The 16,117-nt window shown below is 34.5% G+C and carries 17 protein-coding genes; 6 read left to right on the top strand and 11 right to left on the bottom strand.

Annotation, left to right across the window (positions count from 1 at the left end):
- Nucleotides 1-10 precede the first annotated feature (10 nt).
- Entirely contained in the window at nt 11-856 is an 846-nt protein-coding gene (locus DNG35_RS05835; RefSeq protein WP_111126858.1) for an aminotransferase class IV, read from the top strand.
- A gap of 5 nt (nt 857-861) precedes the next feature.
- Here DNG35_RS05835 and DNG35_RS05830 read toward each other — a convergent pair whose 3' ends face one another.
- The 5 genes from DNG35_RS05830 to DNG35_RS05810 form a co-directional block, all read right to left on the bottom strand.
- On the bottom strand, nt 862-1,428 hold the full coding sequence (locus DNG35_RS05830) for a YqgE/AlgH family protein (RefSeq protein ID WP_111126856.1): 567 nt from the start codon (nt 1,426-1,428) through the stop codon (nt 862-864).
- 112 nt (nt 1,429-1,540) lie between these two features.
- On the bottom strand, nt 1,541-1,813 hold the full coding sequence (locus tag DNG35_RS05825; RefSeq protein WP_111127070.1) for an HU family DNA-binding protein: 273 nt from the start codon (nt 1,811-1,813) through the stop codon (nt 1,541-1,543).
- 184 nt (nt 1,814-1,997) lie between these two features.
- Nucleotides 1,998-2,948 (bottom strand): methionyl-tRNA formyltransferase, encoded by a 951-nt coding sequence (gene fmt, locus DNG35_RS05820; RefSeq protein WP_111126854.1) that lies wholly within the window; start codon nt 2,946-2,948, stop codon nt 1,998-2,000.
- Nucleotides 2,941-4,851, bottom strand: a complete 1,911-nt coding sequence (locus DNG35_RS05815; protein ID WP_111126852.1) for an ATP-dependent DNA helicase RecQ — start codon at nt 4,849-4,851, stop codon at nt 2,941-2,943. The genes fmt and DNG35_RS05815 overlap by 8 nt, the downstream gene beginning before the upstream one ends.
- Complete coding sequence (locus DNG35_RS05810; protein ID WP_111126850.1) at nt 4,844-5,386, bottom strand: AAA family ATPase; 543 nt, start codon at nt 5,384-5,386, stop codon at nt 4,844-4,846. The genes DNG35_RS05815 and DNG35_RS05810 overlap by 8 nt, the downstream gene beginning before the upstream one ends.
- Nucleotides 5,387-5,468: 82 nt before the next feature.
- Between DNG35_RS05810 and DNG35_RS05805 the strand changes: the two genes are divergently transcribed.
- The 3 genes from DNG35_RS05805 to murA all read left to right on the top strand — a co-directional run bounded on the left by DNG35_RS05805 (nt 5,469) and on the right by murA (nt 7,821).
- The gene (locus tag DNG35_RS05805) at nt 5,469-5,762 is read left to right on the top strand and encodes a DUF493 family protein (protein WP_111126848.1); all 294 of its coding nucleotides are present in this window, start codon (nt 5,469-5,471) and stop codon (nt 5,760-5,762) included.
- 100 nt (nt 5,763-5,862) lie between these two features.
- Complete coding sequence (locus DNG35_RS05800) at nt 5,863-6,501, top strand: DUF4290 domain-containing protein (protein WP_111126846.1); 639 nt, start codon at nt 5,863-5,865, stop codon at nt 6,499-6,501.
- Between the two features lie 3 nt (nt 6,502-6,504).
- A complete protein-coding gene (gene murA, locus DNG35_RS05795) occupies nt 6,505-7,821 on the top strand; it encodes a UDP-N-acetylglucosamine 1-carboxyvinyltransferase (RefSeq protein WP_111126844.1) in 1,317 nt (438 codons plus the stop codon).
- 43 nt (nt 7,822-7,864) lie between these two features.
- Here the strand turns inward: murA and DNG35_RS05790 are convergent, their stop codons facing one another.
- Entirely contained in the window at nt 7,865-9,337 is a 1,473-nt protein-coding gene (locus tag DNG35_RS05790; protein ID WP_111126843.1) for a TonB-dependent receptor, read from the bottom strand.
- Nucleotides 9,338-9,434: 97 nt separating this feature from the next.
- Between DNG35_RS05790 and DNG35_RS05785 the strand changes: the two genes are divergently transcribed.
- Both DNG35_RS05785 and DNG35_RS05780 read left to right on the top strand, forming a co-directional pair.
- Nucleotides 9,435-10,199: an MBL fold metallo-hydrolase gene (locus DNG35_RS05785; RefSeq protein WP_111126841.1), complete on the top strand. Its 765-nt coding sequence runs from the start codon at nt 9,435-9,437 to the stop codon at nt 10,197-10,199.
- Nucleotides 10,196-10,690, top strand: coding sequence for a hypothetical protein (locus DNG35_RS05780; protein ID WP_111126839.1), 495 nt, complete (start codon nt 10,196-10,198; stop codon nt 10,688-10,690). Before DNG35_RS05785 ends, DNG35_RS05780 begins: the two co-directional genes overlap by 4 nt.
- Here DNG35_RS05780 and DNG35_RS05775 read toward each other — a convergent pair.
- From DNG35_RS05775 to DNG35_RS05755, 5 genes are read right to left on the bottom strand one after another with little or no spacing between them, the layout of a single operon-like run.
- Nucleotides 10,687-11,340: an alpha/beta hydrolase gene (locus DNG35_RS05775; protein WP_111126837.1), complete on the bottom strand. Its 654-nt coding sequence runs from the start codon at nt 11,338-11,340 to the stop codon at nt 10,687-10,689. The two genes, DNG35_RS05780 and DNG35_RS05775, sit on opposite strands and share 4 nt — an antisense overlap.
- On the bottom strand, nt 11,337-11,672 hold the full coding sequence (locus DNG35_RS05770; RefSeq protein WP_111126835.1) for a hypothetical protein: 336 nt from the start codon (nt 11,670-11,672) through the stop codon (nt 11,337-11,339). Before DNG35_RS05770 ends, DNG35_RS05775 begins: the two co-directional genes overlap by 4 nt.
- Nucleotides 11,665-12,918 (bottom strand): dihydroorotase family protein, encoded by a 1,254-nt coding sequence (locus tag DNG35_RS05765; protein WP_111126833.1) that lies wholly within the window; start codon nt 12,916-12,918, stop codon nt 11,665-11,667. Before DNG35_RS05765 ends, DNG35_RS05770 begins: the two co-directional genes overlap by 8 nt.
- 7 nt (nt 12,919-12,925) lie before the next feature.
- Nucleotides 12,926-14,851, bottom strand: coding sequence for a BatA domain-containing protein (locus DNG35_RS05760; RefSeq protein WP_111126831.1), 1,926 nt, complete (start codon nt 14,849-14,851; stop codon nt 12,926-12,928).
- Nucleotides 14,852-14,858: 7 nt separating this feature from the next.
- Nucleotides 14,859-16,073 carry an ATP-binding protein gene (locus DNG35_RS05755; RefSeq protein WP_111126829.1) on the bottom strand — a complete coding sequence of 405 codons (1,215 nt, stop codon included), beginning with the start codon at nt 16,071-16,073 and terminating at the stop codon, nt 14,859-14,861.
- Nucleotides 16,074-16,117: the final 44 nt, after the last annotated feature.

Raw genomic sequence — 16,117 nt, 5'->3', positions numbered from 1 at the left:
GGGCTTTTTTATGATCAATAATAACGGAATTATACAAAACAAAAACGAAGTAGCTATAGATATCGATAATCGTGGGTTTCAATACGGTGATGGTCTATTCGAAACTTTACGAGTCATCAACAACAAAGTGGTTTTTTGGGAAGATCACTATTTTAGATTGATGGCTTCGATGCGGGTGTTGCGTATGGAAATTCCGATGAATTTTTCTCCTGAAATATTAGAGGAAGAAATCTTAAAAACCGTCGCTGCAAATGGCCTCGAAAACGATGCTGCAAGAGTAAAAATAAATGTTTATAGAATAGCTGGTGGATTCTACTTGCCCGAACATCGAGAAATCAATTATTTTATTTCAGCTAAAAAATTAGAAAATCAGTTTTACATATCAGATCATAAAAATTATACTGTCGAATTATTTAAAGATCATTATCAAGTTTCAGGCTTGCTTTCCACCTTAAAAACAACGACAAAAAACATAGCGATTTTAGGGAGTATTTATGCACAAGAAAACGACTACGACAACTGTTTTATTCTAAATGAAAAGAAAATGGTGATAGAAGCTTTAAACAGTAATTTGTTTTTGGTAAATGGTCATGAAATAAAAACTCCGCCATTGGCAGAGGGTTGTCTTAACGGAATTATCAGAAAAAAACTTATAGAAATTATTGAAAAAACCGAAGGTTTAACGATAAAAGAAGAAAGTATTTCGCCCTTTGAACTTCAAAAAGCAGATGAGTTGTTTTTGACCAATACCATTATCGGCATACAGTCAGTAACCAATTATAGAAAAAAGTCTTACAGTTCTGAGAAAGCAGATTTATTGAGAGGAAAACTCAATACCATCGCAAGGTTAGGGTAGAAAAGTTAGTTATAACTCGGGTTTTCAGGCGCATTCGACCAAATAAGGTATTGGCCGCCCAATTCTTCCAACTTTTCTTTCCAAAAAGAAGATTGATTGTTTTTAAGCACTTCTTCCTGTCGGTAATTTTCAATGATGATCCATGCTTTTGCTTCTAGCTCAGTATCTAACTGTAAAAAATCCCAACCTGAATAACCCAAGAAAAATTTTATATCTTTTTGTGAAATGAGTCCTTTCTCGATAAGTTCTTTTACGGCATCAAAATTACCACCCCAAAAAATACCGTTGGTAATTTCGATACTGTCGGGTATAAGCTCAGGAATTTTATGTATAAAATATAGGTTATCTTGTTCTACAGGTCCGCCGTTATACACAGGAAAAGAGCTTGCGATGTTCAGTTCTGGCAGTAACTCGTCTAATTGAAAGTCTAAAGTTTTGTTTAAGATAAAGCCAACAGATCCGGTTTCGTTATGGTCTGCCAACAAAACAACAGATCGGTGAAAAGATATGTCACCAATAATAGAGGGTTCGGCTACAAGGAGATTTCCTTTTTTGGGTTTAAGTTCTGTCAAAATATATTGATTTGTTATTTAAAGCTAAAACAAAAAAAGAAAAAGTGCAATTTTTTTAATAAAAAAGAGGCTCAATTTATGAGCCTCTTGGTTTTTTTGTGAAAACCTAAAATTAGTTTACAGATTTCTGTAAATCTGAACCTGGCTTAAACTTTACTACATTTTTAGCAGCAATCTTAATGGTTTTTCCTGTTTGTGGGTTTCTTCCTTCACGAGCAGCTCTTTTAGATACAGACCAAGATCCAAAACCTACTAAAGAAACTCTGTCTCCTTTTTTAAGAGAGCCTTCTACGTTTCCTAAAAATGATTCTAATGCTTTCTTTGCAGATGCTTTAGAGATTCCTGCGTCTGCAGCCATCGAGTCGATCAAATTTGTTTTGTTCATAATTTTGTTTTTTAAGTGTTTGTTGGTTAAACAATAATGATTTACTCCTACAAATTTATACGCTTTTTTCATTCACGCAAGTAATAGCAAGGGAAATACGCTGTATTGTTGATAACTTTAACATATTGTTGATAAAACCAGTTGGTTTTATGTAAATTTTAAGAAAGTCAGTGTTTATGGGGTGTTACAGCATGGTTGCTCCATCTTCGAAACTAAAACCATTCAAAAGCTCTTTTATTTTCATTTTTCGCTTTCCTGGTAATTGCATTTCTTCTATAACGATAAAACCATCTTTGGTGGAAACTTTCATTTCAAAACCTGCTACGATTATTTTCCCAATTTCTATATTATGTTCTGTTATTTCAGCTTTCGCGGAATAAATTTTACAGCGGTCTTTTTTATTTTCATTTATAAAATATGACCAAGCTACAGGATAAGGAGACAAACCTCTAATCAGGTTATAAATTTCTGTGGTTGATTTTTGCCAATCGATTTTGGTGTTTTCAGGGTTGAGCTTGTAAGCGGTTTTTAATTCTCCTGATTGCGGTTGCTTTTGAGTGTTGATAGAATCTTCTTCAAGAGATTTTAAGGTTTCAATAACCAAATTGGCTCCTTCATTCATCAATTTATCGTGTAAAATACCAGCAGTAGCATCGTTTTCGATAGCGACTTCCTTCTGTAGGATAATTTCTCCGGTATCTATTTTTTCGTCAATAAAAAAGGTAGTCACACCACTTTTGCTTTCTCCGTTTATAATTGCCCAATTGATAGGCGCTGCTCCACGATATTGCGGAAGGAGTGAAGCGTGAAGGTTAAAAGTACCAAACTCAGGATACTTCCAAACTTGCTCGGGCAACATCCTAAAAGCAACCACCACAATCACATTGGGGTTATATTTTTTTAAATCTTCCAGAAAACTTTCTGATTTTAAATTGGTAGGCTGTAAAACAGGTAGGTTGTTTTTATCGGCGTATTTTTTTACGGCAGATTGATGTAATTTCTGTCCACGACCAGCAGGTTTATCTGGCGCAGTTACTGCGGCAACTACTTCATAATTTTCTTGTAGGATCTTATCTAAAATACTGACCGCAAATTCGGGTGTTCCCATAAATAAAACACGAAGTTTTCTATTCATTCTTTTGGAGCTTTACTATATTATTTTCAGAAATTTTGATGATTTGCTGTTCGTTTAAATCTCTGATGATGTTGATGACCGTTTCATGATTTTCATCAAACTGCAATACCAAGTCTTTTAAATTGAAAGATTTGTGTGCTAGTAAGTCGATGATTTTATTTTTTATCTCTGTTTTATTTATCGCTTGTCGCGAATTTTTATTTCCAGCACAAACCGAGCATTTTCCGCAAGGCTTGCTATTTTCTTCGCCAAAGTAAGATAATATCTGTATAACGATGCAAGTTTTTTGTTGAAGAATAAGTTTTTTTATGGCTTCAATTTTATCGAGTTTACTTTTTCTAATCTGCTTGATAGATTCTGTGTTGGTGTTTAGGGTATATTTATCTTCTCGCGGCACCAAAAACCGAATCGATGTATCTTGATTTTTGATTTCCAAGCGGATGATTTCACTGTCATGTAGCTCTTGAAGCCTCTTTATGATATCCTGTGGTTGTAAATCGATTTTTTTCTCTATTTTTTCTAGCTTAATGGAGATCATTTCATCAAAAATAGCCGTTTGATTACGCAGTAAATATTCAATTAAAAATTTATATTTAAAATTATTTTGAGCATAGGCTATTACAGCTTTTTGGGAAATAATGACTTGCAAACTTATTTGCTGTTGGTATTGTTTTTCTAATTGTAAAATGCCACAGTTGTTTAGGGTTTCTAAACTATTATACCCTATTTGCAGCGGAATCTTATAGGTTTTGCAAAACTCATAAAAACCAAAGTTGAGTGTTTCTTCTCGTAGCTCACCATAAGCGATTTCAAAATAATTGTTGAGTTTTTTATAGATAAACGCCACTTGTTTTTTGGTAGGAATATTTCTCACAAACTGATTATCTATCAACTCAAAATCTGATTGATTGTAGAGCAGAAGTGCTGTCGCTTTTTTACCGTTTCTTCCTGCACGACCAGCTTCTTGGTAATAACTTTCAATACTCTCAGGGATGTGGTAATGAATTACGTTCTTCACATCAGCTTTATCGATGCCCATTCCAAAGGCGGTCGTTGCTATGATAATCTGGGTTTTATTTGCCAGCCAATGGTTTAGTATTTTTTTTCGCTCGTCGTTGGCAATTCCTCCGTGATAAGCTTCCGCGGAAAACTTATTTTCTGATAAAAGTGTTTGAAGTTGCAACGTGCTTTTACGGTTTCTCACATAAATAATACTTGAGCCTTCATTTTTCTTTAGATAATCAAGTAAATATAAATTTTTGTCTGCTCGCTCTTGAATGTAAAAATGTATGTTTTCTCTTTTAAAACTACTTTTAAAAACCTGTGGTTCGTCTATTTCTAATGTTTTGATGATGTCATCGACAACTTGTGGTGTCGCTGTTGCCGTAAGTGCAATAATAGGGGTTTGCGCTTGTAGTTCTTTTAGAATCGTAAGTTTTCTGTAATCAGGTCTAAAATCGTGGCCCCATTGGCTAATGCAATGTGCTTCATCGATAGCAATAAGTGAAACTTGCATTTGTTTGATACGTTCTTGTACCAATTGATTTTGCAGTCTTTCTGGCGAAAGGTATAAAAACTTGTAATTTCCGTATAGGCAGTTATCCAACAATTGATTTACTTCGGCAAAGCTTAATTTTCCGCTTAAAGCGATTGCTTTTATATTTTTCTTTTGTAATTGAGCCACTTGATCTTGTATAAGTGCGATGAGTGGCGAAACGACAATACAAATGCCTTCTTTAAGCAGCGCGGGAACCTGATAGCAAATAGATTTTCCGCCGCCTGTTGGAAGAAGAGCTAAAGTGTCTTTTTGCTGTAAAACACTTTCGATTATAGCTTCTTGAGCAGGCTTAAAAGACGTGTAACCCCAATATTTCTGGAGAATATGTAGTGGTGTTTCATTCATTAAGATGATTAAAAATAAAACTAATTCTGTTGTCTACCGTATCTTTAGGCACTTCTATGAGCTCGTAACCTAAATCTGTGTAGGTCCTAATCAAGTATTGTTGAATTTCTCTAGCTTCTTCTAGGTTTTCATAACGTTCGTTATCCGAAAGGTAAATTTCTTCCCAAATAGGTAAAATAAAGATTTTGTCGTATTTGTATTTTTTGTTCGCTTCATGAAATGTGTCGGGGTATTCTTTTCCCTTATAATCCATGTAAGCAGAAATATCTGGAATTCCTCTATCAAAAAAGGCAATAGTATCATCTATTTGGGTAGAATCTAAATATTGCTGTATTCTGCCTTCAAGTAATTTTTCGCTGAAGAGCAAGGGTTTATCCAAAAAAAGTTGGGCAATACCTTCTTCTTCCTGAGCTTGGAGTGTTACTTGACGTGAAATTTCTTCAAAACAGTAATAACCTAAATCAGTGAGTTGGTTGATGATACTCGATTTTCCGGTCGATGGACCGCCAATAATAACTATTTTAGTAGTATGCAAGCTTATGTCAATTAATAATAAACAATATCCTAAAATGAGGGAATTACCCTTATATTTGTGATTCTAAAGTAATGAATAATTTATGAGCGAAAATAGTAAACAAGAAGAATTTTATAAAAAACTAAAGGAAAAACTTGAAGATACTACCAATTGGCCAAGCGAATATTTATATAAATTTATTGTTCCTACACAGCAAGACAAAATCGTAAAAATAGAAGACATTTTCGACAATATGGGTGCGGTTATCAATACCATAAAATCTTCTAACGGAAATTATACGAGTATATCGGTGAACCTAAAGATGGAAAGTCCTGACGCCGTTATCGAAAAGTACAAAGAAGTAGGAGAGAAAGTACCAGATGTTATTTCTTTGTAAAAAAAGCTTTTTTATAGAAATATAAATCTAAGATTTATTATTTTGCAACAGTTTAAGCAAAGACTCACCGCTTAAATATAATCACTAAACAAATTTTATTTTGGTCGATCAGTTAGAATATAATTCAGAAAGGAGTAAACTTATTATTCCGGAATATGGTAGACATATTCAAAAAATGGTAGAACACGCTATTGCGATAGAAGATGACAAAGAGCGTAATGAAGTAGCAAAAGCAATTATTGCCGTGATGGGAAACCTCAATCCGCATTTACGTGATGTGCCCGATTTTCAGCACAAACTTTGGGATCAGCTTTTTATCATCAGTGATTTTAAGCTTGATGTAGAATCGCCCTTTCCAAAACCTTCAAAAGAAAAGCTAGAAGAATCACCTTCACCTTTAGATTATCCTCAAAATCATCCTAAATATAGATTTTACGGAAATAACATCAACAGAATGATTGATGAAGCCTTAAAATGGGAAGATGGCGAGAAAAAAGAGGCACTTATTTACGCGATTGCCAATCATATGAAAAAGTGCTACCTCAATTGGAACAAAGACACGGTGGATGATAAAGTGATTTTTGATCATTTGTTTGAGTTGAGCGAAGGCAAAATAAATTTAAACAAAAAAGAAGAAGACCTATCGGAAGCTTCAAACCTTATTCATAATAAGAAAAACTACAAAAAGACCAACAGCAGCAACAACAGAAAAAGAAGCAAAAAAAGAAAGCGCTACTAATCTATGGCAACATTCAAAATTGAAGGCGGTCACCAACTCAAAGGTGAAATTCAACCACAAGGAGCAAAAAATGAAGCATTACAAATTTTATGTGCTGTTTTGCTCAGCGATCAAGAGATTATCATTCACAATATTCCAGACATTTTAGATGTCAATAAACTTATCGGAATCTTAAAAAATCTTGGTGTAAAAGTTAATAAACTTGGGAAAGGAAGTTACTCTTTTCAAAGTGACGAACTCGATTTAGATTACCTTGAAGGCGAACTTTTCAAAAAAGAAGGCAGTAGCTTACGCGGATCGATTATGATTGTTGGACCATTATTGGCTCGTTTCGGTAAAGGTTATATCCCAAGACCTGGAGGCGATAAAATCGGAAGAAGAAGGTTAGATACACACTTTGAAGGTTTTATCAAACTCGGTGCAAAATTCCGTTACAACAAAGAAGAACGTTTTTATGGGGTAGAAGCACCCAATGGTTTGCAAGGAACCTATATGTTACTGGAAGAAGCATCGGTTACCGGAACGGCAAACATTGTGATGGCGGCAGTTCTCGCTCAAGGCGAAACCACCATCTATAATGCTGCTTGTGAACCTTATTTACAACAACTATGTAAAATGTTGGTTTCTATGGGAGCCGATATCAAAGGAATTGGTTCTAACTTACTCACGATAACAGGGGTTGAAAAACTAAGTGGTTGTACTCATACCATTCTGCCCGATATGATCGAAATCGGTTCTTGGATTGGTCTTGCAGCCATGACCAAAAGTGAAATCACTATCAAAAATGTAAGCTGGGGAAATTTAGGTTTAATTCCGAATACGTTCAGAAAATTAGGAATTACGATCGAGCAAAAAGGTGATGATTTGTTTGTTCCAGCACATACTAATGGCTATGAAGTACAAAGTTTTATCGATGGTTCGATTATGAACATCAGCGATGCGCCATGGCCTGGTTTTACGCCCGATTTGTTAAGTATTATGTTGGTGGTAGCCACACAAGCCAATGGTAGTGTTTTGATACACCAAAAAATGTTCGAAAGCCGTTTGTTCTTTGTCGATAAGCTTATCGATATGGGAGCAAAAATTATTCTTTGCGATCCGCATCGAGCGACGATTATTGGTCATGATTTCAAGTCACAACTAAAAGCCACCACGATGACCAGTCCAGATATTAGAGCTGGTATTTCGCTATTGATAGCAGCACTTTCTGCTAAAGGAACTTCTATCATCCATAACATCGAACAAATCGATCGTGGTTACGAAAATATAGATGAACGTTTACGCGCTATCGGAGCGAAGATTGAGCGTTTAGATAATTAAAAAAATCCGCTTTAAGCGGATTTTATTTTTTATAAAGAAGAGACTAATTTTTACTTTTCTCTAATTTTCCTTCATCAACATCGGTTTGATGATAACCAAACAAACCTTTTTCTTTGATAAGTTGTGAAGTGCCTTCGGGTAACATTTCTTCCCAACCACTTTCTCCGTTGTGAATTCGTTGCAAGACATCGCGCGAATAAATATCCATTATACTTGGGTCGTAATCTTTGATATCGATTACCTTACCATTGTATTTAAAGAATTTATACAACTCCTTCATTCGTGGGTGAACTTTTAGGGTGTCACTATCTGTAATTTCTGCAGTTTTAGGGTCTTTAAGTGGGTAGAGGTATACTTTTAGTTTTTTAAAGAAAAGCTTACCAAAAGCCTCTAAAATCCCACCACTTAAATGACGGTAATATTTTTCATCAAAAATATCTATTAAATTATTAACGCCCATCGCCAATCCCATTCGTTCATTGGTGAGTCGAGAAAAATATTCTACTAAGCGATAATATTCTTTAAAATTAGAAATCATAACCGTTTGACCTAGTGAACAGAGTAAATTTGCCCTGTCCATAAAATCTTTTTCGTCAATTTCTCCTTCTGCTCTTAAGTTAGATAAGGTAATCTCAAAAACGCTAACAGTGCTTTCTTTGGTAACATTATTTTCTTCCAGAAACAGTTCAAGGGCATTTTTATAAATATCCATATTTACTTTGGTCACAGGACGGAAACTTCCTCGTAACGCAAGGACATTTTTTTTATAAAGTATTTTGGCTGGTAATACGTTATTTCCTTCAGGTGAAAACATTACGGCTTCGGTCATTCCGTTTTTTACCAATTGTAAGCTCATTAATCGATTATCTACCTTTTCAAATCTTGGTCCAGAAAAATTGATAGTATCGATTTCTATCTGGTCTTTATCGATGTGATCGTACAGATATCTTAATAGTTTTTTTGGATTATCATGCTTGTAATAAGCTCCGTAGATAAGATTTACCCCTAAGGTTCCTAATGTAATTTGTTGTAACCTAGCATCATTTTCGTGAAATCTTACATGCAATATAATTTCGTTATAACCTTCTTTAGGGTCGGTTTGATAACGTATACCTACCCAACCGTGTCCTTTGTATTTTTTTGCGAAATCAATGGTTGCTACGGTATTTGCATAAGTAAAAAATAGTTTATTAGGGTGTTTCTCACGATCCATTCGTTCTTCAATAAGTCGCATCTCGTGAGAAAGCATTTTTTTAAGTCTCGACTCGGTAACATATCTTTTGTCATCTTCTATACCATAGATTGCATCACTAAAGTCTTTATCGTAAGCACTCATCGTCTTTGCAATCGTCCCAGAAGCACCTCCAGCTCTAAAGAAATTTCGAACAGTTTCTTGTCCGGCACCAATTTCTGCAAAAGTACCGTAAATATTTTCGTTGAGATTTATACGAAGTGCTTTAGTGCTTATCGAAGGAATGTTTTCAAACTCCTTGTCACCCATTATAGTTATTGGCATAGCTCAATAATATATTTAAAATTTGTTTCTATTATCAAAGGTAACGAATTGCCCTAAAAACAAAAAAATATAATTAATTTTGTGATAAATTTAAGGAGTGAAAGTAACTTTTCTCGGTACAGGTACATCTCAAGGTATTCCGGTCATCGGATCAAACCATCCAGTTTGTCTTAGCGACAATCCGAAAGATAAGCGGTTGCGTGTTTCTGCGATGGTAGAATGGGACGATTTTACTTATGTTATTGATTGTGGACCAGATTTTCGGCAGCAGATGCTTGCTAATAATGTACAAAAAATTGATGGTATTTTATTTACCCATGAACACAATGATCATGTGATTGGTTTAGATGATGTTCGTCCGTTTTACTTCCGCCAAGGCGATATTGCTATTTACGCTCACAAACGTGTAATTAAAGAACTTCAACATCGTTTTGCCTATGTTTTTGAAACGGTAAACAAATATCCTGGAGCGCCAACCCTACATATCAACGAGATAGAAAACAGGCCTTTTACCCTCAAAAGTATAGAAGTAGAACCCATTGAGGTCCTGCATAACCAATTGCCTGTTTTGGGGTTCCGCTTTCGCGAATTTGCATATATTACTGATGCTAAAAAAATTGAAGCGCAAGAGCTTGAAAAGTTGAAGGGTATAAAAGTTTTGGTGTTGAATGCGTTGCGGATAGAGCCACATCACTCACATCTTAATTTACAAGAAGCCCTAGAAATAATTGAAAAGGTAAAACCAGAAAGAGCTTACCTTACGCATATAAGTCATTTGCTAGGTTTTCACGATGAAGTAGAAGCAAGTCTCCCAAAAAATGTATTTTTGGCTTACGATAATTTAAAAATTACCATCTCATGAAAGGAAGAATATTCATGTACCTGTTTTTGTTTGCGGTACTATACATCATATTTCAGTTTGTAAATTCTAAAAAAGGACTCGAAAAACAAGAAAAAGAAATTGCAGATCTCACCACAGAAGTAGAAACGTTTAGAACGCACAACGATTCTATAGCTACTTTATTAGATAAAAGTTCGCGTTTTTCGCTGCAAAACAACGACAAAGCAAGAATGTATATCGAAGACTTTGGTTACAATGTTTACGATTTTAAAAAAATATTGGAAAATCAGATTTTTTCTAAAAATGCGGTAGATAGCGATAACCCGCTTGTGCCTTACTCTGGAATGGCTGGTATGATGCGTATCAACAGTATGAAAGTGCTCAATCATCGATGGATCATCGCCGAATTTACCGACGGAACCTATTGGGGAGAAGTTTTGTTGAGTTACTTTATCAATGACGATAAAACCATTACCTTAGAAGTGATTGATTCGTTTTTATTTGCAAATTAATTTTCCTCCAACCACTTTTTAAATTCAAAAAAGTTTTGTGGGCTTACACCGTGACCAACGGGAAACTCCGAGTAGGTATTTTTGATGTCTAAGTTGTCGAGAAATGGTTTGTTTTTTCTTGCCCAATCAACGGGGATTACTTGGTCTACACTTCCGTGTGAAGCATAAATCTTGAGGTTTGAAAAATCAAGATCCTTATAACCTTCTTTAAAAATAGACGGATGAACATATCCGCTTAAAGCGACTACACGTTGTACTTTTTTGGGGTTAGAAATCGCTACCGCATAACTTAAAATAGCCCCTTGACTAAAGCCTAGCAGAGTCATATTTTCTTTGTCTCCGTTATAATTTTCGACTATCTCATCAATAAATTTAGTAATCAAATCCCGGGAAGCAATTGCTTGCTTATCGTTGGTAAACTTATCTCCCGAAGCATCAAAATTGATATCATACCAGGCATTTCCGTAAGGCATCATCGCATTCGGGGCTTTTGCTGAAACAATTAAATATTTGTCTGGCAACTCTGATGCAAAAGAAAACAAATCGTTCTCGTCACTTCCGTAACCGTGAAGCATCAAAATTACAGGTGCTTTTTCACTTAAATTAGATGGTCTTACCAAATGCGTTAGCGATAAATCTAAAGTTGTCATGGTACAATTTTGTTAAACCAGTTTTGAAAATATTTTCCGATGATAGGAATTAAATTATAATTACCTGAAATGGCTCCGATAAAACCGTAAAACCACAAAATAAAAAAAAAGATCCAGAACGGAAGCACAACATATAACTCATTAAAACCACTTACGGTAAGCAATACGGCAATCTGGAAAAGATGAATACCAACTGCTTGACGAATGTGAAAAGTGGCAAATTTGCTTTTTTCGTCAATATTCATAAAAATAGCGATAAGAGCTCCTACAAAAGTGAGGTAAGCCACAATCGCATTTATTTTACCTTGTTTACTAATTCCTGGATTAGTCATTCAGAATTATTTTTTTGTTGGCAATCACACCCACTACTTTTCCTTGTAATTTTTCGCCAAGGAAAATAGCATTTTTACAAGTAGAGTAGAGGTTACTTTCACTTAAAGTCGAAGTTTCGTTCGTAGTGAAAAGTGTAAGATTAGCTTTTTCGTTTTCTTTTATAATCGAATTTTCGATGCCGAAACGCTTTTTAGATTGGGTAAACATTTCAATCGTTTTTTCTGTTCCCAGAATTTTATTACAAACTCCAAAAGCAGACTCTAAACCAATAGTTCCATAAGCAGCATTTTCAAATTCTACTTTTTTACCTTCAATCTCTATCGGTTGATGGTCAGAAGTAATCATATCGATAGTACCATCTTTTACGGCTTTTTGCAAGGCTTTATTGTCTTCTTTAGTACGTAAAGGTGGCAAAACCTTGTAATTGGCGTTAAAACTTTCTAGCTTATCATCTGTATAAAAAAGATGATGTACCGAAACACTGCAACTCACATCTAAACCGTCTTTCTTTGCTTTTTTGATGAGCTCTACCGATCTTTTGGTAGAAATGGTTGGAATATGCAGTTTACCTTCGGTGTAAGCCAATAAGGTCAAATCACGTTCGATTTGCATTTCTTCTGCAATATTTGGGATGCCTTTTAAACCTAGAATCGTACTTTCTTTACCTTCGTTGACATAACCCGTTCTCGCAATTGATTGGTCTAGCGGAAACGATTGTATGATTCCGCCAAAAGGCTTAGCATATTGTAAAGCGATTTTAAGCAGATTGGCATTGGCAACTGGTCTTTTATAATCGCCAAAGACAATTGCTCCTACTTTTTGCATATCAAAAAGTTCGGCAAGATGTTCGCCTTTACTTTGCTGGGTTAAAGCTCCGACAGGATAAACCTGAACCGGACTTTTCGCATTGTTTTTCTGTAAAAATTCTAAAGCTGTTGCTGTGTCTGAAACCGGAAGAGTATTGGGGTTGAGTGCGATTTGTGTAAACCCACTTTTGGCAGTGGTTTTTAGGCCGTTTTCAAGTGTTTCTCGGTCTTCATAACCTGGTTCGCCAAACGAAACGCTACTGTCAAACCAACCTTCTGAAATGTGTAAGTCTTTTATTTCGATAACTTTATCGGCCTTTGAATCGCCTTTTTTATCGATCTTTTTGATGATTCCGTTTTCTATGAATAGATGTACTTTTTGTTGGTGAAACTTGCTTTGTGGCTGTATTACCGTGACGTTTTTTAAAAGTATTTTCATAGGTTTTTTATTTCAGAAACTTTAAAAGTAACATTTCGATCATCAGAAATAGTAAGGCAAAAATAATAAACCATTTCCAAAGTTCGACGTCTTGACTGTTCTTTCTATTTTCGTCAAAATAATTTTCTAAATCGGAAATCACCGAAGCATTCTCGATATCTTCTATTGGGTAGAACTGCAAATCACTCTCGTTGCGTGCATAATTATAGGACAAATGGGTAATGGTATTTTCTTGATGTGTTACCTTGTAAACACCTGATATTTCTGGAGTTTCGAGTGTAGAAACAGCAACTTTGTTGTCTTTTACGCTTTGTAGCGGAATGATTTTTACATCCTCTTTTTCTAAGGCTAAGACATCATCGTTATTGAGTGAATAATTGATGTCGATATCGGCTTTTTTGCCAATCTCGTAATAGAGTTTTGGAAACTTTGAAGACAAAATTGCCATATTGTAAAAGGTAGGCACAACCAAAGGCGAATTGGTAAAATTAGAGTTTTCGGTAGTTAAAGATGAAGTAAAAACATACAGACCATTGTTTTCATATAAAAAAGCTTGATTGTTGGCATAACTCAAAACTTTTCGACTGGCGTTTGTAGTAAACACTGATTTTACTTGTGGGTAATCAAAATTTGAAATTTGTCTTTCAAACACATTTTGGTACAATGGATGCGAAAAATTGATATCGATAATTTTGAGTTCGTTTTCGCTTATAGCGGAAAAATCACCTGCTTGTGTGTTGACCAGAAACGTATTGTAATTGTTAATGTCACCTTCTAAAGCTGGAATAAAAGCTGCAATTTTATCTTGTTGCAAATGTTGCTGTATGAGGGTTTGTAGACTATTAGGAATTTGTTTGAGTTCGTTGAGCACGATCAAATCACTTTTTTCCAAAATATTAAAATCGATATTGCTTTCGGTAAAAGCATGAAAATCAAATTGCTCTTGGTTGACAAAAATTTTATTTAGAAACTGGTTGTTTGCACCAATTGCAGCAACTTTTATTTTCTCAATAGGGTTGATACTAAAAAATAACTCGTTGTCATAATCTAAAGATTTGTCTTCGAGTGCAATTTTTCCGTTTTTTATGGTTGGATGATTGAGGTTAAAAACAATTTCATTGCTTAAATTTTCATCAAATCGCACACTGTTTTTTGCCAAAAGTTGAATACTGTCGTAAATCGCTACGGAATAATTTTCGTTATTTTTTTTTGATGCTGAAATCTGTACGTGTAACTTATAATTATCACCCACTTTATCAGTAATATAAGTAGTATCGATACTTATATTGATGTTTTCATTTCCTTTTAAAGGTAAAAATTGGTTGTTGACCTCGGGATCAAAAATCACATTACTTGAAAACTGATTGCTTTGGAAGTCTGAAATTGCCAAAAAAGTTTTCGTACTATTTTTGGCATCTGAGAAATGATTTTTTGCTTTGAGATAGGTGTTTTGCAGACTGATTTTCTTTTCGCTGTAAGGCAAATCTATCAGTTCGTTTTTGATTTTAGAAGTCGTAGTTTTAGGAAAAGTTTTGTCATTGGTAATTAGCGTGAACTCTTTTTCTAACGGAACAGACTGTATGAGTTTTTGAACGGCTTGAGGCAGGAGTTTGCCATTTTGGTTGCTTTGCTGAAGGCTAAACGAATTATCGAGGTAAATCACTAGCTCTTCGTTCTTTAATTTACCTTGAGTTGCAGGAAAATAAGGTTGTGCAAAAGCTAAAACCATTGCTACCAATGCCAAGATTCTAGTCGTGAGTACCAACCATTTTTTGATTTGACTACTTTTTCTAGACTTTTCTTGGAGTCTTTTTAAGAATTTGACATTGGTAAAGTACTGCCTTTTAAATTTTCTAAACTGAAATAAGTGAATAAGAATCGGGATGAGAATAAGGAAAAGAGCATATAAAAACGCTGGATTCTTAAATTGCATTTATCTGTTATTTTGCGATACTGAAGGTAAAAGTAGTAAATTTATTTACTTCTGAACTTACCGTAATTTTACCACCCATTTTCTTTACGAGTTTCTTTACAGTCGAAAGACCAATTCCGTTTCCTTTTTTGTTGTTTTTATCAGTGTAACCACCTGTTTCAAACAAATTGAAAATCTTTTTGAAATTTTCTTTTGGAATTCCCATTCCGTTATCAGAAACAGAAAAATAATAGCTTTTTATATCCTCCCAACAATCAATATTAACCTCAGCAGTTTCTTTATTGTTATACTTTAAACTGTTTCCAATAAGGTTAAGTAAAATCTGCTCAAGGGCACTTTTATTAGCAAAAAGCTCCATATTTTTCTCTGGAAGGTTGATATGGCAATTATTTTTTATTTGTAGAAGATCGATAATATCTTCAAGCAAATGGTGGATATCAAACTTTTCTTTAGCCTTGTTATTAACAATACCTTTCTCAGTATCGGTTTCGTAATATTCTAATAGACTATCTATGTAATCACTTAAGTGGAAACATGAATTTTTGAGGTAATTATAATATTCTAAACTCTCTTTATCATCACTCTTATTGTATTTTTCCTTTAGAATATCTGAAATCATGATGATATTAGATAAAGGCATTTTGATGTCATGACTTACGGTTCCTGCAAAGTCACGAAGTAAGTTGTTTTTCTCTACAAGTTTTTTCTTTGTTTTTTTAAGCTCTCTGTTCTTTTTACGAAGTTTTAAAAGTTGTACCACTTGTTTTGCCAATATGGCAATCGCTTCTTTCTGGGCATTTGTCAGTTTTCGGGGCTTATGGTCGATGACACACAAAGTTCCTAAAGAAAAACCATTCTCATCAATTAGCTTTTGGCCTAAGTAATAAATAACTGGGGTTTCGTCTGAAGTAACTAAAGAGTTATGTTTAAACCGATCATCAAACAAAGCGTTTTGAATTTCTAAAACATCATTTTTTTGTTCGATAGCATAGGTGCAAAACGAAATGTCTCTAGGTGTTTCCTGCTCATCAAAACCCTCTTTTGCTTTAAACCATTGTCTATTTTTGTCAATAAATGAAATTAGTGCAATGGGAACGTCACAAATTTGTGTGGCGAGTTTAGCGATATCATCATATTCTTTTTCGCTAGCAGTGTCAAGAATTTTATAAGATTTTAATGCTTTAAGTCGCTCTCTTTCACTAAGTAATACTTTTGGTAACATTCTTTCTTTAACAAAATTTTAAGTTATTAAAGATAGTAATATTT

The organism is Mesonia sp. K7 (assembly GCF_003233725.1).
Lineage (GTDB): Bacteria > Bacteroidota > Bacteroidia > Flavobacteriales > Flavobacteriaceae > Mesonia.
This window is presented reverse-complemented; position numbering and strand designations above follow the sequence as displayed.

What these genes read in the sequence shown, in the direction of transcription:
- DNG35_RS05835 (WP_111126858.1), top strand. Translation starts at nt 11, where the DNA reads ATGATCAATAATAACGGAATTATACAAAACAAAAACGAAGTAGCTATA.
- DNG35_RS05825 (WP_111127070.1), bottom strand. Translation starts at nt 1,813, where the DNA reads ATGAACAAAACAAATTTGATCGACTCGATGGCTGCAGACGCAGGAATC.
- fmt (WP_111126854.1), bottom strand. Translation starts at nt 2,948, where the DNA reads ATGAATAGAAAACTTCGTGTTTTATTTATGGGAACACCCGAATTTGCG.
- DNG35_RS05815 (WP_111126852.1), bottom strand. Translation starts at nt 4,851, where the DNA reads ATGAATGAAACACCACTACATATTCTCCAGAAATATTGGGGTTACACG.
- DNG35_RS05805 (WP_111126848.1), top strand. Translation starts at nt 5,469, where the DNA reads ATGAGCGAAAATAGTAAACAAGAAGAATTTTATAAAAAACTAAAGGAA.
- murA (WP_111126844.1), top strand. Translation starts at nt 6,505, where the DNA reads ATGGCAACATTCAAAATTGAAGGCGGTCACCAACTCAAAGGTGAAATT.
- DNG35_RS05790 (WP_111126843.1), bottom strand. Translation starts at nt 9,337, where the DNA reads ATGCCAATAACTATAATGGGTGACAAGGAGTTTGAAAACATTCCTTCG.
- DNG35_RS05780 (WP_111126839.1), top strand. Translation starts at nt 10,196, where the DNA reads ATGAAAGGAAGAATATTCATGTACCTGTTTTTGTTTGCGGTACTATAC.
- DNG35_RS05775 (WP_111126837.1), bottom strand. Translation starts at nt 11,340, where the DNA reads ATGACAACTTTAGATTTATCGCTAACGCATTTGGTAAGACCATCTAAT.
- DNG35_RS05770 (WP_111126835.1), bottom strand. Translation starts at nt 11,672, where the DNA reads ATGACTAATCCAGGAATTAGTAAACAAGGTAAAATAAATGCGATTGTG.
- DNG35_RS05765 (WP_111126833.1), bottom strand. Translation starts at nt 12,918, where the DNA reads ATGAAAATACTTTTAAAAAACGTCACGGTAATACAGCCACAAAGCAAG.
- DNG35_RS05760 (WP_111126831.1), bottom strand. Translation starts at nt 14,851, where the DNA reads ATGCAATTTAAGAATCCAGCGTTTTTATATGCTCTTTTCCTTATTCTC.
- DNG35_RS05755 (WP_111126829.1), bottom strand. Translation starts at nt 16,073, where the DNA reads ATGTTACCAAAAGTATTACTTAGTGAAAGAGAGCGACTTAAAGCATTA.